Genomic DNA, 20440 nt, shown 5'->3' on the forward strand with positions numbered 1-20440 from the left:
ATCTTCCAGGTCGCCGACATCGGACTCGTCGGCGACCTCTTCGCCATCGTCCCCGAGCTCACCGAAAAGCTCTGACACACACCCCAGGCCAAACCGAAAAGCCCCGCAAAACGCGGGGCTTTTCTCTATCCACGGGTCAAACCAGGGGGAGGGGTGCTCAGCCCAGCGCCCCGCTGGCGTGAAGATGGGCGGCGAGATGGTCGATCATCGCCCGCAGCCGCGCCGGGACGGCCGGGGCAGGGGCGTGGACCGCGAAGATCCCGACATCGTGCGAGCCCTGGTACTGCGGCAGCACCCGGCGCAGGGCTCCCAGCCGCAGCGCCTCGCCGACGTCCCACAACGAGCGGAGCGCGATCCCGCAACCGCCCAGCGCCAGCTCGCGCACGACCTCGCTCGAATTGGTCCGCACGTGGCTCTCGCCCTGGAGGGTGACCATGCCCTCGGGTCCGTCGAGCTCCCACGGCAGCTGGCTGGTGGTGGCCAGCAGGCGGTGTCGGGCGAGCGCGGCGAGGCTGTCCGGCTCGCCGAAGGCGGCCAGATAGGCCGGCGCCGCGCAGAGCACCCGGTGACTGGTACCCAGCCGATGCCCGACCAGCCCGGTCCCGATCCGCGCGCCGATGCGCACCGCGAGGTCGCACGAACCGTCGAGCAGGTCGACGAAGTCGTCGGCGAGATCGATCGACAGCGCGATGTCGGGATGGGCGGTCAGGAAGGCCGGCAGGCAGGGCACCACGTGCATCCGCCCGAACGAGGTCGGCGCGGTCACCCGCAGCGGGCCGCGCAGCAGGTCGGGCCGGCCGCCCACCCGTTCCTCGGCGGCGAGCAGCGCCCCGCGCAGCGGCAGCAGGGCATCGTGCAGCTCGCGCCCGGCCGGGGTCAGGGCGAGCCGCCGGGTGGTGCGGTGGACCAGCCGGGCCGAAAGGCGCTGCTCGAGCCGGGCGAGCCGTTTCGACAGCGCCGCGGTCGACAGGCCGCGGGCGCGCGCCGCGGCCGAGATCGAGCCGGCCTCGATGATCGCCAGGAACAGGTCGTAATCGGGATCGAACATTGTCAACTCAAACGAGAAGCTGTGTTGAATTCTTTCCTTCTAGTGCGGGGAAGGGCGCTGCGATAGGCCCGGCCGCAAGGAATCAGGAGATGACACGATGACCGCCTATGTCGAACGGGCCGGCTTGCAGATCGCCGCCGAGCTGGCCACCTTCATCGAGACCTGCGCGCTGCCCGGGACCGGGATCGATGCGGCTGCCTTCTGGACCGGCGCAGCGGCGATCTTCACCCGCTTCGTTCCGCGCAACCGCGCCCTCCTGGCCCGCCGTGACACGCTGCAGGCGGCGATCGACGGCTGGCACCGCGCGCGCGCCGGACAACCGCAGGATCTGCCGGCCTATCGCGCCTTCCTGGCCGAAATCGGCTATCTGGTGCCCGAGCCCGCGCCCTTCACGGTCGCGCCGCGCCAGGTCGACCGCGAGCTGGCCGAGGTCGCCGGGCCGCAGCTGGTCGTCCCGGTGCTCAATGCCCGCTTCCTGCTCAACGCCGCCAATGCCCGCTGGGGCAGCCTTTACGACGCGCTCTACGGCACCGACGCGATCCCCGGCGCCCCGGCCGGGCCGGGCTACGATCCGGTGCGCGGCGCGGCGGTGATCGCCTGGGCCAAGGATTTCCTCGACGCGGCCGTGCCGCTCGCCACGGGGTCCTGGTCGGCCTGGCCGGGCGGGGATCCGGTGCTGGCCGATCCCGCCCAACTGGTCGGCCGCGCCGGTGACACCCTGCTGCTGCGCCACAACGGCCTGCACATCGAGGTGGTGATCGACCGGAACCACCCGATCGGCCGCGACGATCCCGCCGGGATTGCCGACGTGGTGCTCGAATCCGCGCTGACCGCGATCTGCGACTTCGAGGATTCGGTCGCCGCGGTCGATGCCGCCGACAAGGTCCAGGCCTATGCCAACTGGCTGGGGCTGATGCGCGGCGATCTTGAGGACACGTTCGACAAGGGCGGGACCACGATCACCCGGCGGCTCAATCCCGATCGCCACTATGTTGCGCCGGATGGCAGCGCGATCACGTTGCCGGGGCGCTCGCTGCTGCTGGTGCGCAATGTCGGCCACCTGATGACCACCCCGGCGGTGCGGCTCGACGACGGCGCCGAGGCGCCCGAGGGGATCCTCGACGGGATCGTCACCAGCCTGATCGCGCTGCATGACCTGCGCGGCGCCGGGCCGCTGCGCAACAGCCGCGCCGGATCGGTCTACATCGTCAAGCCGAAGATGCATGGACCCGAGGAATGCGCCTTCGCCAACGACCTGTTCGATGCGGTCGAAGACCTGCTCGGGCTGGCGCGCCACACGCTCAAGATCGGCGTGATGGACGAGGAGCGCCGCACCAGCGCCAACCTGGCGGCCTGCATCCACGCGGTGAAGGACCGCATCATGTTCATCAACACCGGCTTTCTCGACCGCACCGGCGACGAGCTGCACACCGCGATGCAGGCCGGGGCCATGCTGCGCAAGGGGGCGATGAAGACCACCGCGTGGATCCAGGCCTATGAGGACCGCAACGTCCAGATCGGCCTTGCCTGCGGGCTGTCGGGCCGGGCGCAGATCGGCAAGGGGATGTGGGCCATGCCCGATCGCATGGGCGATATGCTCGAGCAGAAGATCGGCCACCCGCGCACCGGGGCCAACACCGCCTGGGTGCCATCGCCCACCGCCGCCACGCTGCACGCCACCCATTACCACCGGGTCGACGTCTTTGCTCGCCAGGCCGAACGCCGGGCCGAGCCGGTCGCCGCGCTCGATGCCCTGCTGACCATCCCGCTCGCGGCGGGCCGGAACTGGTCGGACGAGGAGATCCGCGAGGAGATCGAGAACAATGCCCAGGGCATCCTCGGCTATGTCGTGCGCTGGGTCGATCAGGGTGTTGGCTGCTCGAAGGTGCCTGATATCAATGACATCGGTCTGATGGAGGACCGCGCGACGCTGCGCATCTCGAGCCAGCACCTGGCCAACTGGCTGCTCCACGGCGTGGTCAGCCCCGCGGCGGTCGAGGCGGCGCTGCTGCGCATGGCGGCCAAGGTCGACGCGCAGAACGCGGGCGATCCGCTGTACCGGCCGATGGCCGCCGACCCGGCCGGCAGCCTGGCCTTCCAGGCCGCGCGGGCGCTGGTCTTCGAGGGCGTGGACCAGCCCAACGGCTATACCGAGCCGCTGCTCCACGCCTTCCGCCAGCGGGCGAAGGCGGCGGCCTGACCGTCTGGACAAGCCGCGTCGTGCATGCAACGGCGCGCGCCTGTTCACAGGGTTCACAGGCCAGGGATCACAGGCATGGATATCGCAGGACTTTCGGCCATCGTCACCGGCGGCGCCTCGGGGCTGGGGCAGGCCACCGCCGAGCGGCTCGCGGCGCGCGGCGCGCGGGTGACGCTGCTCGACCTTGACAGCGCCGCGGGCGAAGCCACCGCGGCGCGGATCGGCGGCCACTTCGTGCGCACCGACGTGACCGACGAGGCCGCGGTCGCCGCCGCGCTGGCCTCGGCCGAGCAGGCCCACGGGATCGCCCGCCTGCTGGTCAACTGCGCCGGGATCGCCACCCCGGCCAAGGTCATCGCCCGCGATGGCACGCCCACCCCGCTGGCCCATTTCAGCCGGGTCGTCACCATCAACCTGATCGGCAGCTTCAACGTGCTGGCCCAGTTCGCCGCCCGGGCCGCGACGCTCGAGCCGATCGGCGAAGAGCGCGCGGTGATCGTCAACACCGCCAGCGTCGCCGCCTTCGACGGCCAGATCGGGCAGTCGGCCTATGCTGCCTCGAAGGCCGGGGTCGCCGGGATGACCCTGCCGCTGGCGCGCGAACTGGCGCGCTCGGCGATCCGCGTGGTCGGCATCGCGCCGGGCATCTTCTGGACCCCGATGCTCGCCGGCCTGCCGCAGGAGGCGCAGGATTCGCTCGGCACCCAGGTGCCGTTCCCGAGCCGGCTCGGCAGGCCCGAGGAATATGCCCAGCTGGTCGAGAGCATCGTGACCAATCCGATGCTCAATGGCGAAGTCATCCGCCTCGACGGCGCGATCCGCATGGCGCCGCGCTGAGCGGCCGGGGGAGGCTTGGGCCGGGTTCGTCCGGCCTACCCGACCAAAGTGCAATTCCGCCCGGACGGACGTCATGGCACCCCGCGGGAAACACCTGCGGGAGACGATCGATGGCCCTTTCCACCCTGGCGCTGCTGCGCCCCGCCGCGCGGTCCGCGCTGGCCACCAGCCTGACCTTGGCGCTGTTCGGGCTGGCTGCGCCGGCTGTTGCCGCCCCGCCCGCCCCGCCGCCCGCGCCCGCGGTCTTCGCGCGCTGCGCGGTGTGCCACAATGCGGCCAAGGGCGCCGGGGCGAAGATCGGGCCCGACCTGTGGGGCGTCTATGGCGGCAAGGCCGCGCGCGGCGGCTTCGCCTATTCGGCCGCGCTCAAGGCCGCGCGGCTCAAGTGGGACGATGCCACGCTGGACAAGTGGATCACCGCGCCGATGGCGCTAGTGCCCGGCACGATCATGTCGTTCCCGGGGATCAAGGATCCGGCCAAGCGCGCCGAGATCATCGCCTATCTCAAGCAGTTGCGCTGACCCGGAACGGCGACCCGGGGAGCAGCGGGAACGGGCGGGAGTGGCAAGGGGGCCGCTCCCGTCCGTCCTGTGCGTGTTTCAGCGCAGGCCGACCCGCAGCCCCACCCACAGCGTACGCGGCACCCCGAGATCAACCGTCCCGCCCGAATTGCGGGTGATGATCCGCGTATCGGTAAGGTTCTCGCCGCGCAGCACCAGGCTGGCCGGGCCGGCCAGCGGGAGCTGGACGAAGGCATCGAGGGTGGTCGCGGCCGGCAGCACGTCGGTCTGCAGATCGTCCTCGAACTGGGCACCGACGTGGCGCAGGGTGAGCGCGGCGGTCCAGCCCGTCGCCGGGCGGAAGGCGGCGGTCAGCGCGGCGGCAACCTTGGGCGTCTGTGCGGGGCGCTTGCCGTTCAGCGCCTGCCCGGGTGCGCGCATCGCGGCATCGGTCAGCGCCAGCGAGCCGTCGAACGAGACCGGACCCCGCTCGAGATGGGCGGCGAACTCCAGCCCGCGCGCCTGGATCGCCGCGACATTGGCCCGCGTCCGCTGGTTCGGATCGGTCGCGCTGGTGACGTTGGCGATGGCATCGCGCACGCGGTTGGTGAAGGCCGTCACGCTCAGGCTGACGCCCGGCAGCGGAGCCAGGTCAAGCCCGGCCTCGAACCCGGCGAGCCGCTCGGCCTTGAGCAGCGGGTTGCGGTTGGTGGTCACCCCGGCGACCACGAATGAGCGGTACAGCTCGTTGAGGGTTGGCAGGCGCAGACCGGTGTAGCCCGCCGCGCGCAGTTTCAGGCCGGGGCTCACCTGGGCGACGGCGCCGCCGCGCAGGCTGCCCAGCCAGCCGCTGCGGTCGGCGAAGGTCAGGTTGCTGGTGAAGGTGCCGTCGGGGCGGGCGATCGAGGCGTGGCCGCTGCGGATCGACCAGCGGTCGGCACGGGCCCCGGCCGTGAGGATCAGCGCGCCCAGGGTCCAGTCATCCTCGGCGAAGACCCCCAGATCGCCATTGGTCCCGCCCGCCCGGCGATAGGTCACCGTGGGGGTCAGCCCGGTCTCCAGCGTCTCGCCGGTCGCGACCCGCCAGTCCCCGCCCAGCCGCAGCAGGTGGCCGCCGCCCACCGGCGGGCGCAGCTCGATCTTGCCGCCGGCCCCGGTCGACGGGGTGGCGCGCTGGTTCAGCGTGGGGCGGAAGGTGACGGCGCTGACCACCACGTTGGTGAAGTCGCGCCGCTGGACATAGCCGAGCACGTCGAACTGCCAGGCCCCGCGCCCGACCAGACGCAGGCTGGCATCCTCGCCCGCGGTGCCGGTGTCGGCCCCGGCAAAGCGCAGGGTGCGGTTGTCGCGGAAGGCCAGGACGCGGGCCTGCAGCTCGATATCGGAGGTGATCGGCGCGACGGCGCGCAGCCCGGCCGACCAGCTTTCGTAGCGCGCGCGGACGCTGGCCGCGGCGCGCTGCGCGGGCGGTGTGGTCCAGAACCCCGGGCCGCGGTCCCACCGCCCGGACAGCACGGCGAAGCCGCTGCCAAGCTGCGGGGCGAAGGTGCCGGCCAGCTCGGTGTCGCCGCGGTCGTCGACCAGCGCCGAGCCGGCGAAGCGCCCGAGCTGGTCGGCCGAGGCGCTGGCCAGCTCGATCGTTCCCGCCACCGCGCCCGCCCCGAAGGCGCCCGAGCCGCCCCCGCGAGTGACCCGCGCGCCCGCCAGCCGCTCCGGCGAGAGCGCCGAGAGCGGAACATAGCCGAAGAACGGATCGGCCATCGGCACCCCGTCCAGCAGGACCAGCGTGCGGCTGGTGGCGTTGCCGCCAAGCGCGCGCAACGTCACGCCCTGGGCCGAGGGATTGGACGAGCGGCTGTCCGAGCGGCGGAACTGCTGGAACCCCGCGACCGAGGCGAGGGCATCCTCGATCCGGCCCGAAGCGGCCTGGTTGAGCCGGTCGCCGGCAATGTCGGTCGAGCCATAGGCCGGGCTGGCCGGGGGCGCCTGGAGCCCGCGGCCCAGCACCACCAGCTCGGGCTGGCCCGGTGCGGCCTCGTCGGCCCGGGCCGCGCCGGGCAGCACGGCGAGGGACGCGAGGGGGAGGGTGGTCAGGGCAAGGAGCAGGCGGCGACGGGCGACCGAAGGGGACATGACAGGCACTTTCCAAAACCACCCGCCACCGGGCGGTGCTCCAGACGCAGGATGCTGCGCCGGCCTCTAGGCCGACGCAGCATCGCTGTCACCTGCACGCAAGGGGATCAGAAGAACAGGATCCCGCCCGCGGCCACCGCATCGCTCGATGCGGCATTGCCGTTGTGGGCGCGCGACTGGGTGTGGATGTATTCGCCGATCAGGGTCACCCAGCTGGTCAGGCCGTAGCGGACCTGGCCCACCGTGCTGGCATTGCGGCGCACCAGGGTGGGGTTGGCGGCAGCATCGGCGGCGCTGGCGAACTTCAGGAAGCTCGCGCCATAGGAGGCGCCGATGCCCCACTTGCCCTCGCTGAGCAGGGCCTGGACATAGAAGCCATTGCTCTTGCGCGGATTGCCCGCGGCGTCGGTGTCGAACAGGTTGAGCACGGTCGTGCCCAGCCCCTTGGCCGTGTACCAGTAGCCGGTCACGGTGAGCGGCCCGCCGGTGACCTTGGCGCCGAGATCCAGGCCCTGGCCGGTGTAGCTCAGCCCGGTCAGCGCGTTGTGGCGCTGGGTGATGCCCGAGAGCCAGCCATGCACCGACAGGCCACCGACCGCGCCATCGTAGGTAACCTTGCCCTGGAAGCCCGGCGTCTTGTTCTGCTGGGCCGCGCCGGTGAGGGAGGCGAGCGGCTGGAACACCCCGACCGAGGCCTGGAGCCCGGCCATGCTGGGGGTGGTATAGGTGATCTGCGGCTGGAAGTCGGTGTAGATGTAGCCCGAGCCGATCCGCCCCAACGTGGTGTTGCCCGGGGCGACATTGCCGCCCGGCGCGCCCGAGGAGAGCAGGGTGATGTCATTGAGGATCGCGTCCGAGCCGAACAGGCCGATGTCGCGGCCGATCTTCAGCGTGCCAAAGCCCGCCTTGCCCACGGTCAGGAAGGTCTGGCGGAAATCGATCCCCGAAGTGGCCAGCGCGGTCGGCTGGCCGCCGTTGTTGGCGCCGAGCGTGCCCCAGGCCGTGCTGTTGATCCCGGGATACATCCCGAAGTGCGCGCCAACGTCCCAGCCGTTCTGCTTGGTCGTCACTTCCACCTTGAGGAAGCCGGGCAGCAGGCCGTTGCGCACCGCGCTGGTGCCGTTGCCGCCGACATTCGCGATCCCGCCGGTCACCGCGGTGCGCGCCCCGGCGGCCTGCGGGCTGTCATGGACGTAGAACCCGTTCACCGAGCCGGTGAAGGTGAGCGTCGCGCCGCCGACCTCGAGCCCGACGCCGGAATCGGTCCGCCGGACCATGTGGCTGACGTCGAGCGCGGCCTGGGCCGTGGTCATGGCGGCGGTGGCCGAGGGTGCCGGCGCGGCGGCGGCGGCCTGCTCCTCGCGCGTCAGTTCGGCATATTCCTCGTCACTGAGGATGCCCTTGTCGTGGAGCCGCTTGAGCAGCGTCTCGGTGGTGCCGGCCTGGGCGCTGGTGGCGCTCAGGCACAGGGCCAGGACGGCGGACGCGCCGCCGAGCAGTGTGAACCTTCCCATGGTACTCCCCCAATTGATCATGCCGTCCGTTCGGCTGGAGCGGATCATGAGACGGGGGGGAGGGCCTCGGAATTGGACTTTCGGTCCTGATACCAAAGGCCAATGGGCGCCTGCCGCGGCCGGGTCAGGGCGCCACCGCGACACCCCACGGCCCCGCTCCGGCGCGGATCGTGGCGGTGACCTGGCCGGTGGCGAGATCGACCAGGCTGACCGTGTCGCTCATCCCGTTGGCGACCAGCGCGCCGCCGCCGTCCGGGGTCAGCGCGAGATGCCAGGGCCGCCCGCCGACCGCGCTGTAGGACAGGACCCTGCGGCTGGCGACATCGACCAGCGCGACGTGGTTGGCCCGCCCCAGCGCGATCACCGCGCGCCGCCCGTCGGCGGTGAAGCGGATCCCGCAGGGCAGGACCTTGTAGGCCGGCACGCCGGGCGGGGCGAAGGGGATCGTTGCGACCACCGCGCGGCTGGCCGGATCGATCACCTGGACCACCCCGCCGGCCTCGGCCGCCACCCACAGCGCGCTGCCGTCGGGCGTGAACTCGACATGGCGCGGCCGTTCGGCGGTGGCGGTCTCGGCCACGGGCTGACGGCTGGCGAGATCGATCCACGCCACGCTGTGCTGGTCCTCGCTGGTCACCACCAGCCAGCGGCCGTCGGGGCTTTCGGCGATGCCCTCGGGTTCGCGGCCGACCGGGACCTGCCAGGCGACCCGCCCGGCCGCGAGATCGATCGCGGTGGCGGCGGCATCGTCCTCGTTGGCGACGAACAGCAGGCGCCCGTCGCGCGAGGGAAAGAACTGCTCCGGGTCCTGCCCGGCGGGCAGGGTGGCGAGCAGCCGCCCGCTGGCGCGCTCGTGCACCTCGACCGCATTGTCCTGCCCGGCGGCGACGAACACCCGGCTGCCATCGCGGGAAACCGCGATGCCGCGCGGGCGCTTGCCTACGGCCCAGGTGGCGGTCACGGCCCGGCTGGCGAGATCGATCACCGTCACGCTGTCGCCGCGCTCGTTGCTGACATAGGCGGTGCCCTTGGCGGCGGTGCCCTTGGCGGCGGTGCCCTCCGCGGCGGCGGCGCCAGCCGTGTGGAGCAGCAGAAGCCCGGCCAGTGCGGCCCGGCAGGGGTTGGTCACGGTCATGCGTGGGTCCTCTCGTCCGCACCATCCTATGGGGCTGGCCCGGGGCCGATATGGGACCAAGGTACTATGTCTGGGCGCGGGCGCGGCCAGTACCTTCGCGAGCAGACCAAGGATGGCACCCGCCGGTCCGCGCCCCTGGCCGCCGCCAGAGCGAACGGCCGGTGCGAACGGAAGGATGCTGAGATGTCGGGCACGACCGGAAACCGCAAGATCGGGCGGATGCTGCTGCTGGCCGCCGCTGCGGCGCTGACGCTCAGCGCGGCGCCGCGCCTGTCGGCCCACGGCAATGTCACGCCGCAGGCGGTCGACACCACCGCGCTGCCGGACATCGCCCCGAGCAACGAGACCTGGCTGACGCACAATCCCTATCGCGGCAATGCCAAGGCGATCGAGATTGGCGCCTCGGCCTATGGTCAGAACTGCGCGCGCTGCCACGGGCTGGATGCCATCTCGGGCGGGATCGCCCCCGACCTGCGGCTGCTCGAGCTGGGCGATTCGGGCGATGAATGGTTCGTCCAGCGTTTCCAGCATGGCTCGGTCCGCGAGGGCAAGGTCTACATGCCGCCGATGGGCGAGGTGCTGGGCCAGAAGGCCGGCTGGGCGATCCGCACCTGGCTCGAGACCAAGCACACCGATGAGTGAGCCGCGCTCCGGCGGCCGGCTGGGCCGCCGTGCCCTGCTCGGCGGCCTGTTCGGCGCACTGGGCGCGGCGGCGTTGCTGCCGCAGCCGCTGCGCGCCGCACCGCTCGCCAGGGTCCGCGCCGAGGGCCGGCTAAGGGTCGGGGTCTATGCCGAAAACCGGCCGTGGTCGTGGAGCGAGGGCGGGGTGCTGCGCGGGATCGATGTCGATCTCGGCAAGGCGCTCGCCGCGGCGCTGCAGGTCCGGGCCGAGGTGGTCGAATTCTACGCCGGCGACGATCTCGCCGCCGACCTGCGCAACGTGGTGTGGCGCGGCGGCCTGCTTGGCTTCCAGCCCTGCGACGTGATGCTGCACGTCCCGTTCGACCGCCAGCTGATGCTCGACAGCGATCAGGTGGCGATCGTCGCGCCCTATTACCGCGAGGGCTTCGCGATCCTCTGCGGACCCGACGGCGGCGATTGCGAGGCCCCGCCGGTGCAGTTCCGCGGCAAGCGCCTGGCTGCCGAGACCGCGACGATGTCGGACGCCTACCTGCTCGGCAGCTTCGGCGGGGTGCTCGGCGCCGGGGTGCGCCACCACACCACCGGCTACGGCGCCATGGCCGCGCTGGCCGGCGGACAGGCCGACGTGGCCATGGGCACGCGCGCCCAGGCCGAGGCGGCGCTGCACGATTTCCCCGCGGCCGGGCTGCGCCGCCGCCGCGGCCCGATCCCCGCGCTGGCCTCGCCCGGCTGGGACGTCGCCATGGCGGTCAAGGACAACAGCCGCACGCTGGGCGATGCGTTGGAGGCGGCGCTGGCCGAGCTGGCCACGCGCGGCGATCTGGCCCGGCTGTTCGCCGCGCACGGCGTCGAATGGCACGCCGCGCTCGCAGGCTGAGCGCCCGCTCGACCACGTTCCCGCCCGCGCTGCCGACCCCGGGCGCGGCCCGGTCTAGGCCGAAGGTGCAATTGTCGCTCCTCCCCCGCCCGATAGGTTTCCCGGGGAAGCAACGGAAGGAGGGGCCCGCCGGGTCCCTCGGGGACTTCCGGGTTTCGGTTTCCGCGCGGCCAGACCGTGGGGAGCGAGCACAGAACAGGAGGAGAGTATGAAGGGCACTATCCGGCGCAGCCTCGTGAGCCTGGCGTCCGTGGCGCTGGTCACCGCCGCCCCCGTCCGCGCGGAGGGGCCGACCAGCCAGGACATCGCGGCGAGCGCGACCAACACCAGCGCGGTCCTCACCAACGGCATGGGGCCCTGGGGCCAGCGCTATTCCACGCTCACCCAGGTCAACACCGCCACGGTCAAGGGCCTCGTCCCCGCTTTCGCCTCGTCGCTGGGCGGCGAGAAGCAGCGCGGCCAGGAATCGCAGCCGATTGTCTATGACGGCACGATCTACGTCACCGGCTCGTACTCGCGCCTGTTCGCCTTCGATGCCCGCACCGGCGAAAAGAAGTGGGAGTACAACGCGCGCCTCACCGACGGGATCATGCCGTGCTGCGACGTGGTCAACCGCGGCGCCGCGATCCATGGCGACAAGATCATCTTCGCCACGCTCGACGCGCACCTGATCGCGCTCAACCGCAACACCGGCAAGGTGATCTGGAACAAGACCCTGGCCGACTACCAGGCCGGCTATTCGGCCACGGCCGCGCCGATGATCGTCAAGGACATGGTGATCTACGGCAACTCCGGCGGCGAGTTCGGCATCGTCGGCTCGGTCCAGGCGCGCGACGTCAACACCGGCGAGCTGATCTGGGAACGCCCGACCATCGAGGGCCATGTGGGCACCCTGCGCGGCCAGCCCAACGGCATGACCGGCAAGCTCAACGCCAGCTGGCAGGGCGACATGTGGAAGACCGGGGGCGGGGCCACCTGGCTGGGCGGCACCTATGACCCGGACAGCAACCTGATCTTCATGGGCACCGGCAACCCCGGCCCGTGGAACAGCCACCTGCGTCCGGGCGACAACCTCTACACCAGCTCGACCCTGGCGATCGACGCCGACACCGGCGTGATCAAGTGGCACTTCCAGACCACGCCGCACGACGGCTGGGACTTCGACGGCGTGAACGAGTTCATCCCGTTCGATGCCACGATCGGTGGCAAGCCGATGAAACTGGGCGCCAAGGCCGACCGTAACGGCTACTTCTTCGTGCTAGACCGCACCAACGGCAAGTTCGTCAGCGCGAGCAAGTTCGTGATGCAGACGACCTGGGCGAACGGGTTCAACCCCAAGACCGGGCGGCCCAACTACAACGACGACAACCGTCCGGGCGCGCCGGTCGGGGCCGAGAAGGGCAAGGTCGTGTTCTCCTCGCCCAGCTTCCTCGGCGGCAAGAACTGGATGCCGATGGCCTATTCGCAGCAGACCGGGCTGTTCTACATCCCGTCGAACGACTGGGGCATGGACATCTGGAACGAGCCGATCGCCTACAAGAAGGGCGCGGCCTATCTGGGCGCTGGCTTCACCATCAGGCCGATCGCCGAGGACCACATCGGCGCGCTGCGCGCGATGGACCCGACCGCCGGCAAGATCGTGTGGGAATACAAGAACAAGGCCCCGCTGTGGGGCGGCGTGCTGACCACCGCCGGCGGGCTGGTCTTCACCGGCACCCCGGAGGGCTACCTCAAGGCCTTCGACGCGAAGACCGGCCAGGAGCTGTGGAAGTTCCAGACCGGCTCGGGCGTGGTCGGCTCGCCGGTCACCTGGCAGCAGGACGGCGAACAGTACGTCGCCGTGATGTCGGGCTGGGGCGGCGCCGTGCCGCTGTGGGGCGGCGAGGTTGCCAAGACCTTCAAGGACATCAGCCAGGGCGGTTCGCTCTGGGTGTTCAAGCTGCCCAAGGGCTGACCGGGGCGGGTGGGGGAGGGCCTGTGGGTCGTCCCCCTTCGCCCCGATTGCCGGGCGTCCCATTCATGCTAAGTTGACCGGAGCAGCCACGGGAATGAATATCGAGATGGAACGGGTGCTGATCGTCGATGACCATTCGCTGGTCCGTGACGGCATGCGCAGTCTGCTCGAGATCAGCTTCCCCGACTGCGAGATCCTCGAGGCCGGGGCCCTGACCGAGGCGGTCGACGCCCTGTCGCGCGGCGACGAGGTCGACATGGTCCTGCTCGATCTCAACATTCCTGACGTCACGCGCTTTTCCGGCCTGACCGAACTGCGCGACCATTTTCCCAGCGTCCCGGTGGTGATGGTCTCGGGCCAGCTTGACCGCATCACCGTGCGCGAGGCCCTGGCCGCCGGCGCCGCGGGATTCGTCCCCAAGAGCCTGAAGCGCAACGAGATCGTCGACGCCCTGCGCCAGGTGCTCGAGGGCGAGATCTATATCCCCGAATTCCTCGGCGAGGAGGATGACGCCAGCCGCGAGGCCGCGCAGACCCTCGCCCGGATCGACACGCTGACCCCGCAGCAGACGGTCGTGTTGCGCCATCTGGTCAACGGCAAGCTCAACAAGCAGATCGCCTATGAGCTCAACGTGTCGATGACCACGGTCAAGGCCCACGTCTCGGCCATCCTGCAGAAGCTTCACGCCTATTCGCGCACCCACGCGGTGATCCTGGCGAACCGGGCGGGGTTCAACTGAGTCGCGCGGTTCCGGCAACCGGCCGGACAGGTCGGACCCCGCTGTCGCCACGCTGGATCCACGCAGGCAACCTCGTGGCGAATCCGAAAGCCAGGCTGCTCGAGCCCGCTAGGGCAAGGCATTGCCGAGGTTGTGCAGCACCACGGGCAGGGCCAGACTGCCGGTGCGCAGGCGCAGCCACACGGCCAGGAAGGCTGGGCCGCCGGTCAGTGCCATGGTGAGCGGATCGAACGTGAAGGTGCCGTGCGAGAATCCGAACGCGTGGGCCAGGCCGAACAGGAGGCACGACAACACGCTGCCCCAACCCCACTCGACCCCGAGCCAGGTCACCCGGCCGGTGAATGCCCGGTCCAGCGCCAGCAGCAGCACGCCGCGATAGAAGACCTCTTCCTCAAGTCCGGGCAGGGTCAACTGGAAGGCCAGCGTTTCACCATCGGGCTTGTCACCGGGAAAGGCCAGGGCCTTCGCCACGAACAAGGCCGCGTAGAGCAAACCGACCGCCAGCGCCGGGCGCCAGCTGCCCCGGGCCTGCGACAGGGTAAGCCCGGTCCGGCGCCAGCCGAACGCCGGCATGGCCGCAATCGCCAGACTCGCCCCGAGCGCCAGCAGCTTGCCCTGCCAGTTCCAGGTTCCACCAAGCATATTGGGCAGCAACCGGTAGGCATTGGTCAGCAAGGCATCGTTGAGCGTCACGAGTAGGGCCGAGATCAACAGCCACCGCGGCGAGAAGGCGGCGCGATTGCCGAGGCCCACGACCAGGCCGGCGCCGAGCAGGATGCCGATGACGCCCGCAAGTCCAATCAGACCATTCATCGCCTCACTCCGCCGCCACACTCTCCACCTTGCCAGCCGTCGACCCGCGCCCCAGCATGGTGCGCATCAGCGCGCGCAGCTGGCCGGGCTTGATCGGCTTGTGCAGCATCGGGATGCCCTGGGCGGCGAGGCTGGCCTTGACCTCGTCGCTGCGGTCGGCGCTGATCACCAGGGCGGGGAGGTCGCCCAGATCGCCGCGCAGCGCGGTGATCGCCGCGTCGCCGCGCTGGCCGTCGTCGAGGTGATAGTCGGCGATGATCAACGCCGGGCGCTGCCGGGCGAGGTCGAGCGCCCGGGCCGCGGCCAGGCTCGGCGCGGTCAGCACGGCATAGCCCCAGCGGCCGAGCAGCGCCTGCATGCCTTCAAGGATCGCGTCCTCGTTGTCGACGATCAGCACGGTGCCGCCGGCATCCTCGCCAGTGGCGCGGCCGCGCGGCCCGGTTTCCGTGCGTTCGGTCTGCCCGGCCGCCGCCAGCGGCACCCGCACCGCGAATTCGGAGCCCTGGCCCGGTTCCGAGGCGACCTCGACCGTATGGTCGAGCATCTGGCAGGCCCGGCGCACCACGGCCAGACCCAGGCCCTTGCCCGCCGGCCCCTTGTGGTGGGCGATGCGGCGAAACTCCTCGAAGATCGCCTCGAAGTTGTCCGGATCGATTCCGCGCCCGGTGTCCTTCACCGCGATCCGCACCTCGTCGCCCTCGCAGGTCACGGCCACCGAGACCCGCCCGGTCGGGGTATAGCGCAGCGCATTGGACAGGAAGTTCTGCAGCACGCGGCGCAGCATGCGAAAGTCCGAGCGAACCCAGAGCCCGGTGTCGGGGATGTCGAACGACAGCCCGGCCTGCTTGGCCTGGGCGGCGAATTCGATGCGCAGCGCGCCGATCATCCGGTCCAGCTCGAAGGCGGTGATATCGGGCTGAACCGCCCCGGCATCCAGCCGCGAGATCTCGAACAGGGCCTCGAGCAGCTCCTCGACCGAATCGAGCGCCACCCCGGTCTGGCGCACCAGCGCGCGGGTGGGCAGGGCCAGCCGCCGCTCGCTGAGTGCGGCGACGAACAGGCGCGCGGCGTTGAGCGGCTGGAGCAGATCGTGGCTGGCCGCCGCGAGGAAGCTGGTCTTCGAGCGGTTGGCGTGCTCGGCCGCGGTCTTGGCGGCGAGCAACTGCACTTCCACCGCGCGGCGCTCGGCCACCTCGGTCTCGAGCTCGGTGGTGCGCTCGGCGACGCGGCGTTCCAGCGTTTCGGCCGCCTCGCGCAGCTCGGCCTCGTAGCGCAGGCGGTCGGTGATGTCGTCGAAGCTGTAGGCCATGCCGGCGGGCAGGATCGGGGTGCTGCGGATCTCGACCACCCGCTCGCCCAGTTGCGCCCGCGCGCGCCGCCGCGCTCCGGGCGCCTGGCGCCAGTCCAGCACCTCCGGATCCTCGAGCCCGAGCCGCTGGCAATGCGCCATGAGCTCCACCTGAGTGGCGATCGGACGGCGATCGCCAGGAGCAAGGCAGAGGATCCGCTCGAGCCCGCCGTTCGAGACGACCAGGGCCTGGCTCTGGTCATAGAGGCAGACCCCTTCCGACAGGGTGTCGAGCGTGGCCTGCAAGGCCAGGTTGCGCTCGGCCAGTTCGCGCGCCCGTTCGCGTGCGTCCTCGGCCTTGACCTCGGTGATGTCGGTGTAGATTCCCACCGTCCCGCCTTCTGAGGTGCGGATCTCGTTGATCTGCAGCCAGCGGCCGTCGGTCAGGGCCTGGACGTGGACCCCGTCGGCCGTGGCATGCCGCGCCACCCGTTCCGCCACCCAGCGCTCGGGCGAGGCGAGGGCGCCGATCGTGCGCTGGCCCTCGGCCACGGCGCGGGCGACGTCGGCGAAGGGAGCGGCCGCGGGGAGGGCCGCCACCTCGGGCCAGAACTGGCGATAGGCCGCGTTGGACATGATCAGCCGGTCCTCGCTGTCGAACAGGGCAAAGCCGTCCTCCAGCGATTCGATCGCGTCGCGCAGGCGGGTCCGGGCGGCCTCGGCCTCGCGGTGGGCCACGGCGAGCTCGGCATTGGCGTGCGACAGCCGCGCCAGCACGTCCTCGAGCGCGGCGGTGCGTTCGCGCACCAGCGTTTCCAGCGAGATCGCTGTCTCGAACATCGAGAAGGCCCCGCCCTGCACGTCACTCGCCCGCTCGACCCGGTCGATCAGCGCGGCGTTGATCGTCTCGAGCTGGGCCACCCGCGCGGCCAGCTCGGCCTCGCGCGCGGTCTGGGGTGCCGGGCATCCGGCCGGTGGCGCGCCGGGCACCGGGGCGGAAGGCGCCGGCGCGCTCACCGCCCGATCGCCAGCCCGCTCAAGGTCTGGTTGATATGCGCGGCGCGGAACTGCTCGCCATAGGTGTTGAAGCCGACCACCCCGCGCTGGGCGTAGAGTTCGGATACGGCGCGCTGCAGCTGGCGCCGTTCGGCGTCGATGCGGTTGAGCACGCAGTCGAAGCCGATCACGTGGTCGATCCCGCCCAGCCCGGCCTCGAGCCCGTCGAACAGCCGTTCGAGCTGGCTCAGCCGGTCGACCGGCTCGCCGATGCTGAGCACGATGCCGTTGTCGATCGCGCAGTAGAAGGTCAGGCTGCCGTCGGGGTTGACCGACTGGATCGAGCGGACGTGGTAGCCGCCACCCGCGCGGACCATCGGCGGATGGGCGGCGAAGAAGGCCGCGTCGAGCTGCTCGCCGGTCCGCCCGGCCAGCCGCAGGTATTCGTCGGCGGCGGGCAGGGCATTGATCTGGTGGACCACCCGGGCGGCCGGATCGGCCGCCGTCACCACCATCTTCTCGGCGCCGGGGAGGTAGTGGTTGGCGGTGAAGGCCTGCATCGGCCGGCGGCTGGAGAGCAGCGCAACGACCGCGGCGTCCCTGAGGAAGCGGTCGCCCACCAGGATCCCGGTCTCGCGGAACCGCATGCCGTCGCCCGACGAGCCGCCGACCATCGGCGTGTCGCCGAGCGCCTCCTGCACGGTCATCGCCAGCAGCTCCTCGCGGTGCGACAGGCCATCGACCAGGAAGATCGCCGCACGGTTGGGCAGCGGCGCCGCCTCACCGCCAAGCTCGGCCCGGGTCAGGCGGGCGGCGAGCCGGCGGATCGCCTCGCGGCCCATCGCCGGATCGAAATGGTCGAGATCGTCGAAACAGTGCAGCGCCATGCGGAAGTCGCTGGCCGGAAAGCCGATGAAGACCAGGCTGTCCTCGTCGTAGCCGCGCTGGCTGAGCTCGCCGGCGCTGGTGCAGCCGATCAGTGGCAGACCGCCCAGCCGGCCGGCAAGGGCGCGGGCCAGCGGCTCGCGCGGGTAGCGGTGGGAGCAGAACAGCAGCCCGCCGGCGAGTCGGCGACCGCCGATCCCGGCGACCACTTCGGCCACGGCATCGGCCGGGTTGCTCCGGTGTGAAGACACGACGGCCAGATCATCGGCCAAGCCGGTTTGCGCCAACCTCTCCTCCATCCCCGTCCGGCTTGCGCCGGATCCGCGCCCCGCGTGTCCCGCCCGGGTTCTACCCAATCATCACCCGGGTTCCAATCCCTTTGCGACCGGGGCGCTGGTGGCGTCCTCGGCGCAGTCGCCCCGTGGCGGTTCGCCCGCGGCCAGGAGCGCCGCGGTCTCGGCCTCGTCGAATACCCGGCTGCGCACGATGAAGCGCAGCCCTGCCGGCGCCTCCAGGCTCATTCCGGCCCCGCGGCCCGGCACGACATCCAGGGTGATCTTGGTGTGCCGCCAGTATTCGAACTGGGCCGCCCCGATCCACACCGGGGTCGCCGCCCCCGGGCCGGAGCCCACATGGCCCAGCAGCACGTCCCGCCCGCCGACGCGGAACTCGCCGCGCACGAAGCACATCGGGGCCGATCCGTCGCAGCATCCACCCGACTGGTGGAACATCAGCGGCCCGTGCGCCGCAACCAGCCGGGCGATCAAGGCCTCGGCCGCCGGGCTGGCGAGAATGCGCGGGGGCGTGGTCATGGCCTGCGGCGCACCGGGATCAGCCGACCTCGCCAACCACGACGGTGACCCCGCCGGTGGCGAACTGGGCCAGATCGGCGACCGCGGCCTGGCCCTCGGCCGAGCCGAGCGACCGTTCCATCTGCTCCGGGCCGGCGAAGAACAGCTGGGCCAGGCGGTAATAGGCCGGCTTGCTGCCATCGGCATTGGGCAGGCCCCTGATCAGCACGGCCCGCTCGATCCCGGCGATCCGCGCGACCAGCGGAAGATGGGTCGCCGCGTAATAGGCTTCGAACGCCGCCGGATCGGCGGGTTCGCCATAAAGCACGTTGAGCACCGCCGCCTGGCTGGTCATCGCCGGATCTCCCCCATCCCAACGGCCCGATCCCGGGCCTGGGCGGGGCATGCCACAGGATCGCCCCGCTCCAGAACCGGCAGGCCCAAAACCGGAAGGGCCGCCTTCCGGAAGAAGGCGGCCCACCCTGTGCCCGTCGCCTCAGAAGAACCCGAGGGCCTTGGGGCTGTAGCTGACCAGCAGGTTCTTGGTCTGCTGATAGTGATCGAGCATCATCTTGTGCGTCTCGCGCCCGATGCCCGACTGCTTGTAGCCGCCGAAGGCCGCGTGGGCCGGGTAGGCGTGGTAGCAGTTGGTCCAGACGCGCCCGGCCTGGATCGCCCGGCCGAAGCGGTAGCAGGTGTTGGCGCTGCGGCTCCACACCCCGGCGCCCAGGCCGTAGAGCGTGTCGTTGGCCATGCTCAGCGCCTCCTCGTCGGTCTTGAAGGTGGTCACCGCCAGCACCGGGCCGAAGATCTCCTCCTGGAAGACCCGCATCTTGTTGTGCCCTTCCAGCACGGTCGGCTGGACATAGTAGCCCTCGGCCAGCTCGCCCTCATGGACCTGGCGCGAGCCGCCGGTCAGGACCTTGGCGCCTTCGCCGCGGCCGATGTCGATATAGGACAGGATCTTCTCGAGCTGGTCGTTCGAGGCCTGGGCGCCGATCATCGTCGCCATGTCGAGCGGGCTGCCCATGCGGATCGCCTGGACCCGCTTGATCGCCTTTTCCATGAACCGCTCATAGATCGATTCGTGGACCAGCGCGCGGCTCGGGCAGGTGCAAACCTCGCCCTGGTTGAGCGCGAACATGGCGAAGCCTTCCAGCGCCTTGTCGAGATAGTCGTCATCCTCGGCCATCACGTCGGCGAAGAAGATGTTGGGGCTCTTGCCGCCCAGCTCCAGCGTGACCGGGATCAGGTTCTCGCTGGCGTACTGCATGATCAGCCGGCCGGTGGTGGTCTCGCCGGTGAAGGCGATCTTGCTGATCCGCGGGCTGGTGGCGAGCGGCTTGCCCGCTTCGATCCCGAAGCCGTTGACGATGTTGAGCACGCCGTCCGGCAGCAGGTCGGCGATCAGTTCGGCCAGGACCATGATCGACATCGGGGTCTGCTCGGCCGGCTTCAGCACCACGCAGTTGCCCGCGGCGATGGCCGGGGCCAGCTTCCATGCGGCCATCAGCACCGGGAAGTTCCAGGGGATGATCTGGCCGACCACGCCGAGCGGTTCATGGAAGTGGTAGGCCATGGTGTCATGGTCGATCTCGGCGATCGAGCCTTCCTGGGCGCGGACGCAGGCGGCGAAATAGCGGAAGTGGTCGACCGCCAGCGGCATGTCGGCCGCGGTGGTCTCGCGGATCGGCTTGCCGTTGTCGATCGTCTCGGCCAGCGCCAGCAGGTCGAGGTTGGCCTCCATCCGGTCGGCAATGCGCAGCAGCACGTTGGACCGCTCCGTCGGCGAGGCCTTGCCCCAGCCTTCCTTGGCCTTGTGCGCGGCGTCGAGCGCCAGTTCGATGTCCTCGGCGGTGCCGCGGGCGACCTGGCAGACCGGCCGGCCGGTGATCGGAGAGATGTTCTCGAAGTACTGTCCCTTCACCGGAGCGACCCACCGCCCGCCGATGAAGTTGTCGTAGCGCTCGCGGAACAGCGAGGTGGCGGCGAATTTGTTCATGGCCTGTTGCAGCATGGGCTCTCTCCTGTGGAACGCCGCCGAAGCATCGTGGCCGGGCGGGCGGAATCGGCTGAGCGGGAGACTGC

17 protein-coding genes are annotated in these 20440 nt (G+C 70.9%); 7 read left to right on the forward strand and 10 right to left on the reverse strand.

Features of this window, described 5'->3' with window-relative positions; translation table 11 throughout:
• Nucleotides 1-157: 157 nt before the first annotated feature.
• Complete coding sequence (locus H7F53_RS13060; RefSeq protein WP_185679943.1) at nucleotides 158-1048, reverse strand: LysR family transcriptional regulator; 891 nt, start codon at nucleotides 1046-1048, stop codon at nucleotides 158-160.
• 97 nt (nucleotides 1049-1145) lie between these two features.
• On the opposite strand from H7F53_RS13060, the gene H7F53_RS13065 reads away from it, so the two are divergent.
• From H7F53_RS13065 to H7F53_RS13075, 3 genes are all read left to right on the forward strand, one after another.
• Complete coding sequence (locus H7F53_RS13065) at nucleotides 1146-3248, forward strand: malate synthase G (protein ID WP_185679944.1); 2103 nt, start codon at nucleotides 1146-1148, stop codon at nucleotides 3246-3248.
• 75 nt (nucleotides 3249-3323) lie between these two features.
• On the forward strand, nucleotides 3324-4085 hold the full coding sequence (locus tag H7F53_RS13070; RefSeq protein WP_185679945.1) for an SDR family NAD(P)-dependent oxidoreductase: 762 nt from the start codon (nucleotides 3324-3326) through the stop codon (nucleotides 4083-4085).
• Between the two features lie 110 nt (nucleotides 4086-4195).
• Nucleotides 4196-4606, forward strand: a complete 411-nt coding sequence (locus H7F53_RS13075) for a c-type cytochrome (RefSeq protein WP_185679946.1) — start codon at nucleotides 4196-4198, stop codon at nucleotides 4604-4606.
• Nucleotides 4607-4684: 78 nt separating this feature from the next.
• Here H7F53_RS13075 and H7F53_RS13080 read toward each other — a convergent pair whose 3' ends face one another.
• From H7F53_RS13080 to H7F53_RS13090, 3 genes are all read right to left on the reverse strand, one after another.
• On the reverse strand, nucleotides 4685-6718 hold the full coding sequence (locus H7F53_RS13080; protein ID WP_185679947.1) for a TonB-dependent receptor: 2034 nt from the start codon (nucleotides 6716-6718) through the stop codon (nucleotides 4685-4687).
• A gap of 107 nt (nucleotides 6719-6825) precedes the next feature.
• Complete coding sequence (locus tag H7F53_RS13085) at nucleotides 6826-8232, reverse strand: porin family protein (protein ID WP_185679948.1); 1407 nt, start codon at nucleotides 8230-8232, stop codon at nucleotides 6826-6828.
• 124 nt (nucleotides 8233-8356) lie between these two features.
• Entirely contained in the window at nucleotides 8357-9367 is a 1011-nt protein-coding gene (locus H7F53_RS13090; protein WP_185679949.1) for a PQQ-dependent catabolism-associated beta-propeller protein, read from the reverse strand.
• 219 nt (nucleotides 9368-9586) lie between these two features.
• Between H7F53_RS13090 and pedF the strand changes: the two genes are divergently transcribed.
• From pedF to H7F53_RS13110, 4 genes are all read left to right on the forward strand, one after another.
• Nucleotides 9587-10009 carry a cytochrome c-550 PedF gene (gene pedF / locus H7F53_RS13095; RefSeq protein ID WP_246438894.1) on the forward strand — a complete coding sequence of 141 codons (423 nt, stop codon included), beginning with the start codon at nucleotides 9587-9589 and terminating at the stop codon, nucleotides 10007-10009.
• Complete coding sequence (locus H7F53_RS13100) at nucleotides 10002-10886, forward strand: substrate-binding periplasmic protein (RefSeq protein ID WP_185679951.1); 885 nt, start codon at nucleotides 10002-10004, stop codon at nucleotides 10884-10886. The genes pedF and H7F53_RS13100 overlap by 8 nt, the downstream gene beginning before the upstream one ends.
• 208 nt (nucleotides 10887-11094) lie before the next feature.
• Entirely contained in the window at nucleotides 11095-12840 is a 1746-nt protein-coding gene (locus H7F53_RS13105) for a methanol/ethanol family PQQ-dependent dehydrogenase (protein WP_185679952.1), read from the forward strand.
• Between the two features lie 94 nt (nucleotides 12841-12934).
• Nucleotides 12935-13579 (forward strand): response regulator transcription factor, encoded by a 645-nt coding sequence (locus tag H7F53_RS13110; RefSeq protein ID WP_185679953.1) that lies wholly within the window; start codon nucleotides 12935-12937, stop codon nucleotides 13577-13579.
• Nucleotides 13580-13687: 108 nt separating this feature from the next.
• Here H7F53_RS13110 and H7F53_RS13115 read toward each other — a convergent pair whose 3' ends face one another.
• The 6 genes from H7F53_RS13115 to adh all read right to left on the reverse strand — a co-directional run bounded on the left by H7F53_RS13115 (nucleotide 13688) and on the right by adh (nucleotide 20369).
• A complete protein-coding gene (locus H7F53_RS13115) occupies nucleotides 13688-14392 on the reverse strand; it encodes a CPBP family intramembrane glutamic endopeptidase, BDIM_20840 family (protein WP_185679954.1) in 705 nt (234 codons plus the stop codon).
• Nucleotides 14393-14396: 4 nt separating this feature from the next.
• Complete coding sequence (locus H7F53_RS13120) at nucleotides 14397-16670, reverse strand: hybrid sensor histidine kinase/response regulator (RefSeq protein WP_379542791.1); 2274 nt, start codon at nucleotides 16668-16670, stop codon at nucleotides 14397-14399.
• A gap of 23 nt (nucleotides 16671-16693) precedes the next feature.
• Nucleotides 16694-17860 (reverse strand): FIST N-terminal domain-containing protein, encoded by a 1167-nt coding sequence (locus H7F53_RS13125; RefSeq protein WP_185679955.1) that lies wholly within the window; start codon nucleotides 17858-17860, stop codon nucleotides 16694-16696.
• 60 nt (nucleotides 17861-17920) lie between these two features.
• On the reverse strand, nucleotides 17921-18373 hold the full coding sequence (locus H7F53_RS13130) for a DUF779 domain-containing protein (RefSeq protein WP_185679956.1): 453 nt from the start codon (nucleotides 18371-18373) through the stop codon (nucleotides 17921-17923).
• Nucleotides 18374-18392: 19 nt separating this feature from the next.
• Nucleotides 18393-18707, reverse strand: coding sequence for an EthD family reductase (locus H7F53_RS13135; RefSeq protein WP_185679957.1), 315 nt, complete (start codon nucleotides 18705-18707; stop codon nucleotides 18393-18395).
• A 141-nt stretch (nucleotides 18708-18848) separates the two neighbouring features.
• Nucleotides 18849-20369, reverse strand: a complete 1521-nt coding sequence (gene adh, locus H7F53_RS13140; RefSeq protein WP_185679958.1) for an aldehyde dehydrogenase — start codon at nucleotides 20367-20369, stop codon at nucleotides 18849-18851.
• Nucleotides 20370-20440 lie beyond the last annotated feature (71 nt).

This window comes from Novosphingobium piscinae (genome assembly GCF_014230355.1).
Taxonomy (GTDB): domain Bacteria; phylum Pseudomonadota; class Alphaproteobacteria; order Sphingomonadales; family Sphingomonadaceae; genus Novosphingobium; species Novosphingobium piscinae.

Excerpts from the sequence above, each read along its gene's own strand:
- H7F53_RS13060 (WP_185679943.1), bottom strand. The coding sequence starts at position 1,048 with ATGTTCGATCCCGATTACGACCTGTTCCTGGCGATCATCGAGGCCGGC.
- H7F53_RS13065 (WP_185679944.1), top strand. The coding sequence starts at position 1,146 with ATGACCGCCTATGTCGAACGGGCCGGCTTGCAGATCGCCGCCGAGCTG.
- H7F53_RS13070 (WP_185679945.1), top strand. The coding sequence starts at position 3,324 with ATGGATATCGCAGGACTTTCGGCCATCGTCACCGGCGGCGCCTCGGGG.
- H7F53_RS13075 (WP_185679946.1), top strand. The coding sequence starts at position 4,196 with ATGGCCCTTTCCACCCTGGCGCTGCTGCGCCCCGCCGCGCGGTCCGCG.
- H7F53_RS13080 (WP_185679947.1), bottom strand. The coding sequence starts at position 6,718 with ATGTCCCCTTCGGTCGCCCGTCGCCGCCTGCTCCTTGCCCTGACCACC.
- H7F53_RS13085 (WP_185679948.1), bottom strand. The coding sequence starts at position 8,232 with ATGGGAAGGTTCACACTGCTCGGCGGCGCGTCCGCCGTCCTGGCCCTG.
- H7F53_RS13090 (WP_185679949.1), bottom strand. The coding sequence starts at position 9,367 with ATGACCGTGACCAACCCCTGCCGGGCCGCACTGGCCGGGCTTCTGCTG.
- pedF (WP_246438894.1), top strand. The coding sequence starts at position 9,587 with ATGCTGCTGCTGGCCGCCGCTGCGGCGCTGACGCTCAGCGCGGCGCCG.
- H7F53_RS13100 (WP_185679951.1), top strand. The coding sequence starts at position 10,002 with ATGAGTGAGCCGCGCTCCGGCGGCCGGCTGGGCCGCCGTGCCCTGCTC.
- H7F53_RS13105 (WP_185679952.1), top strand. The coding sequence starts at position 11,095 with ATGAAGGGCACTATCCGGCGCAGCCTCGTGAGCCTGGCGTCCGTGGCG.
- H7F53_RS13110 (WP_185679953.1), top strand. The coding sequence starts at position 12,935 with ATGAATATCGAGATGGAACGGGTGCTGATCGTCGATGACCATTCGCTG.
- H7F53_RS13115 (WP_185679954.1), bottom strand. The coding sequence starts at position 14,392 with ATGAATGGTCTGATTGGACTTGCGGGCGTCATCGGCATCCTGCTCGGC.
- H7F53_RS13125 (WP_185679955.1), bottom strand. The coding sequence starts at position 17,860 with ATGGAGGAGAGGTTGGCGCAAACCGGCTTGGCCGATGATCTGGCCGTC.
- H7F53_RS13130 (WP_185679956.1), bottom strand. The coding sequence starts at position 18,373 with ATGACCACGCCCCCGCGCATTCTCGCCAGCCCGGCGGCCGAGGCCTTG.
- H7F53_RS13135 (WP_185679957.1), bottom strand. The coding sequence starts at position 18,707 with ATGACCAGCCAGGCGGCGGTGCTCAACGTGCTTTATGGCGAACCCGCC.
- adh (WP_185679958.1), bottom strand. The coding sequence starts at position 20,369 with ATGCTGCAACAGGCCATGAACAAATTCGCCGCCACCTCGCTGTTCCGC.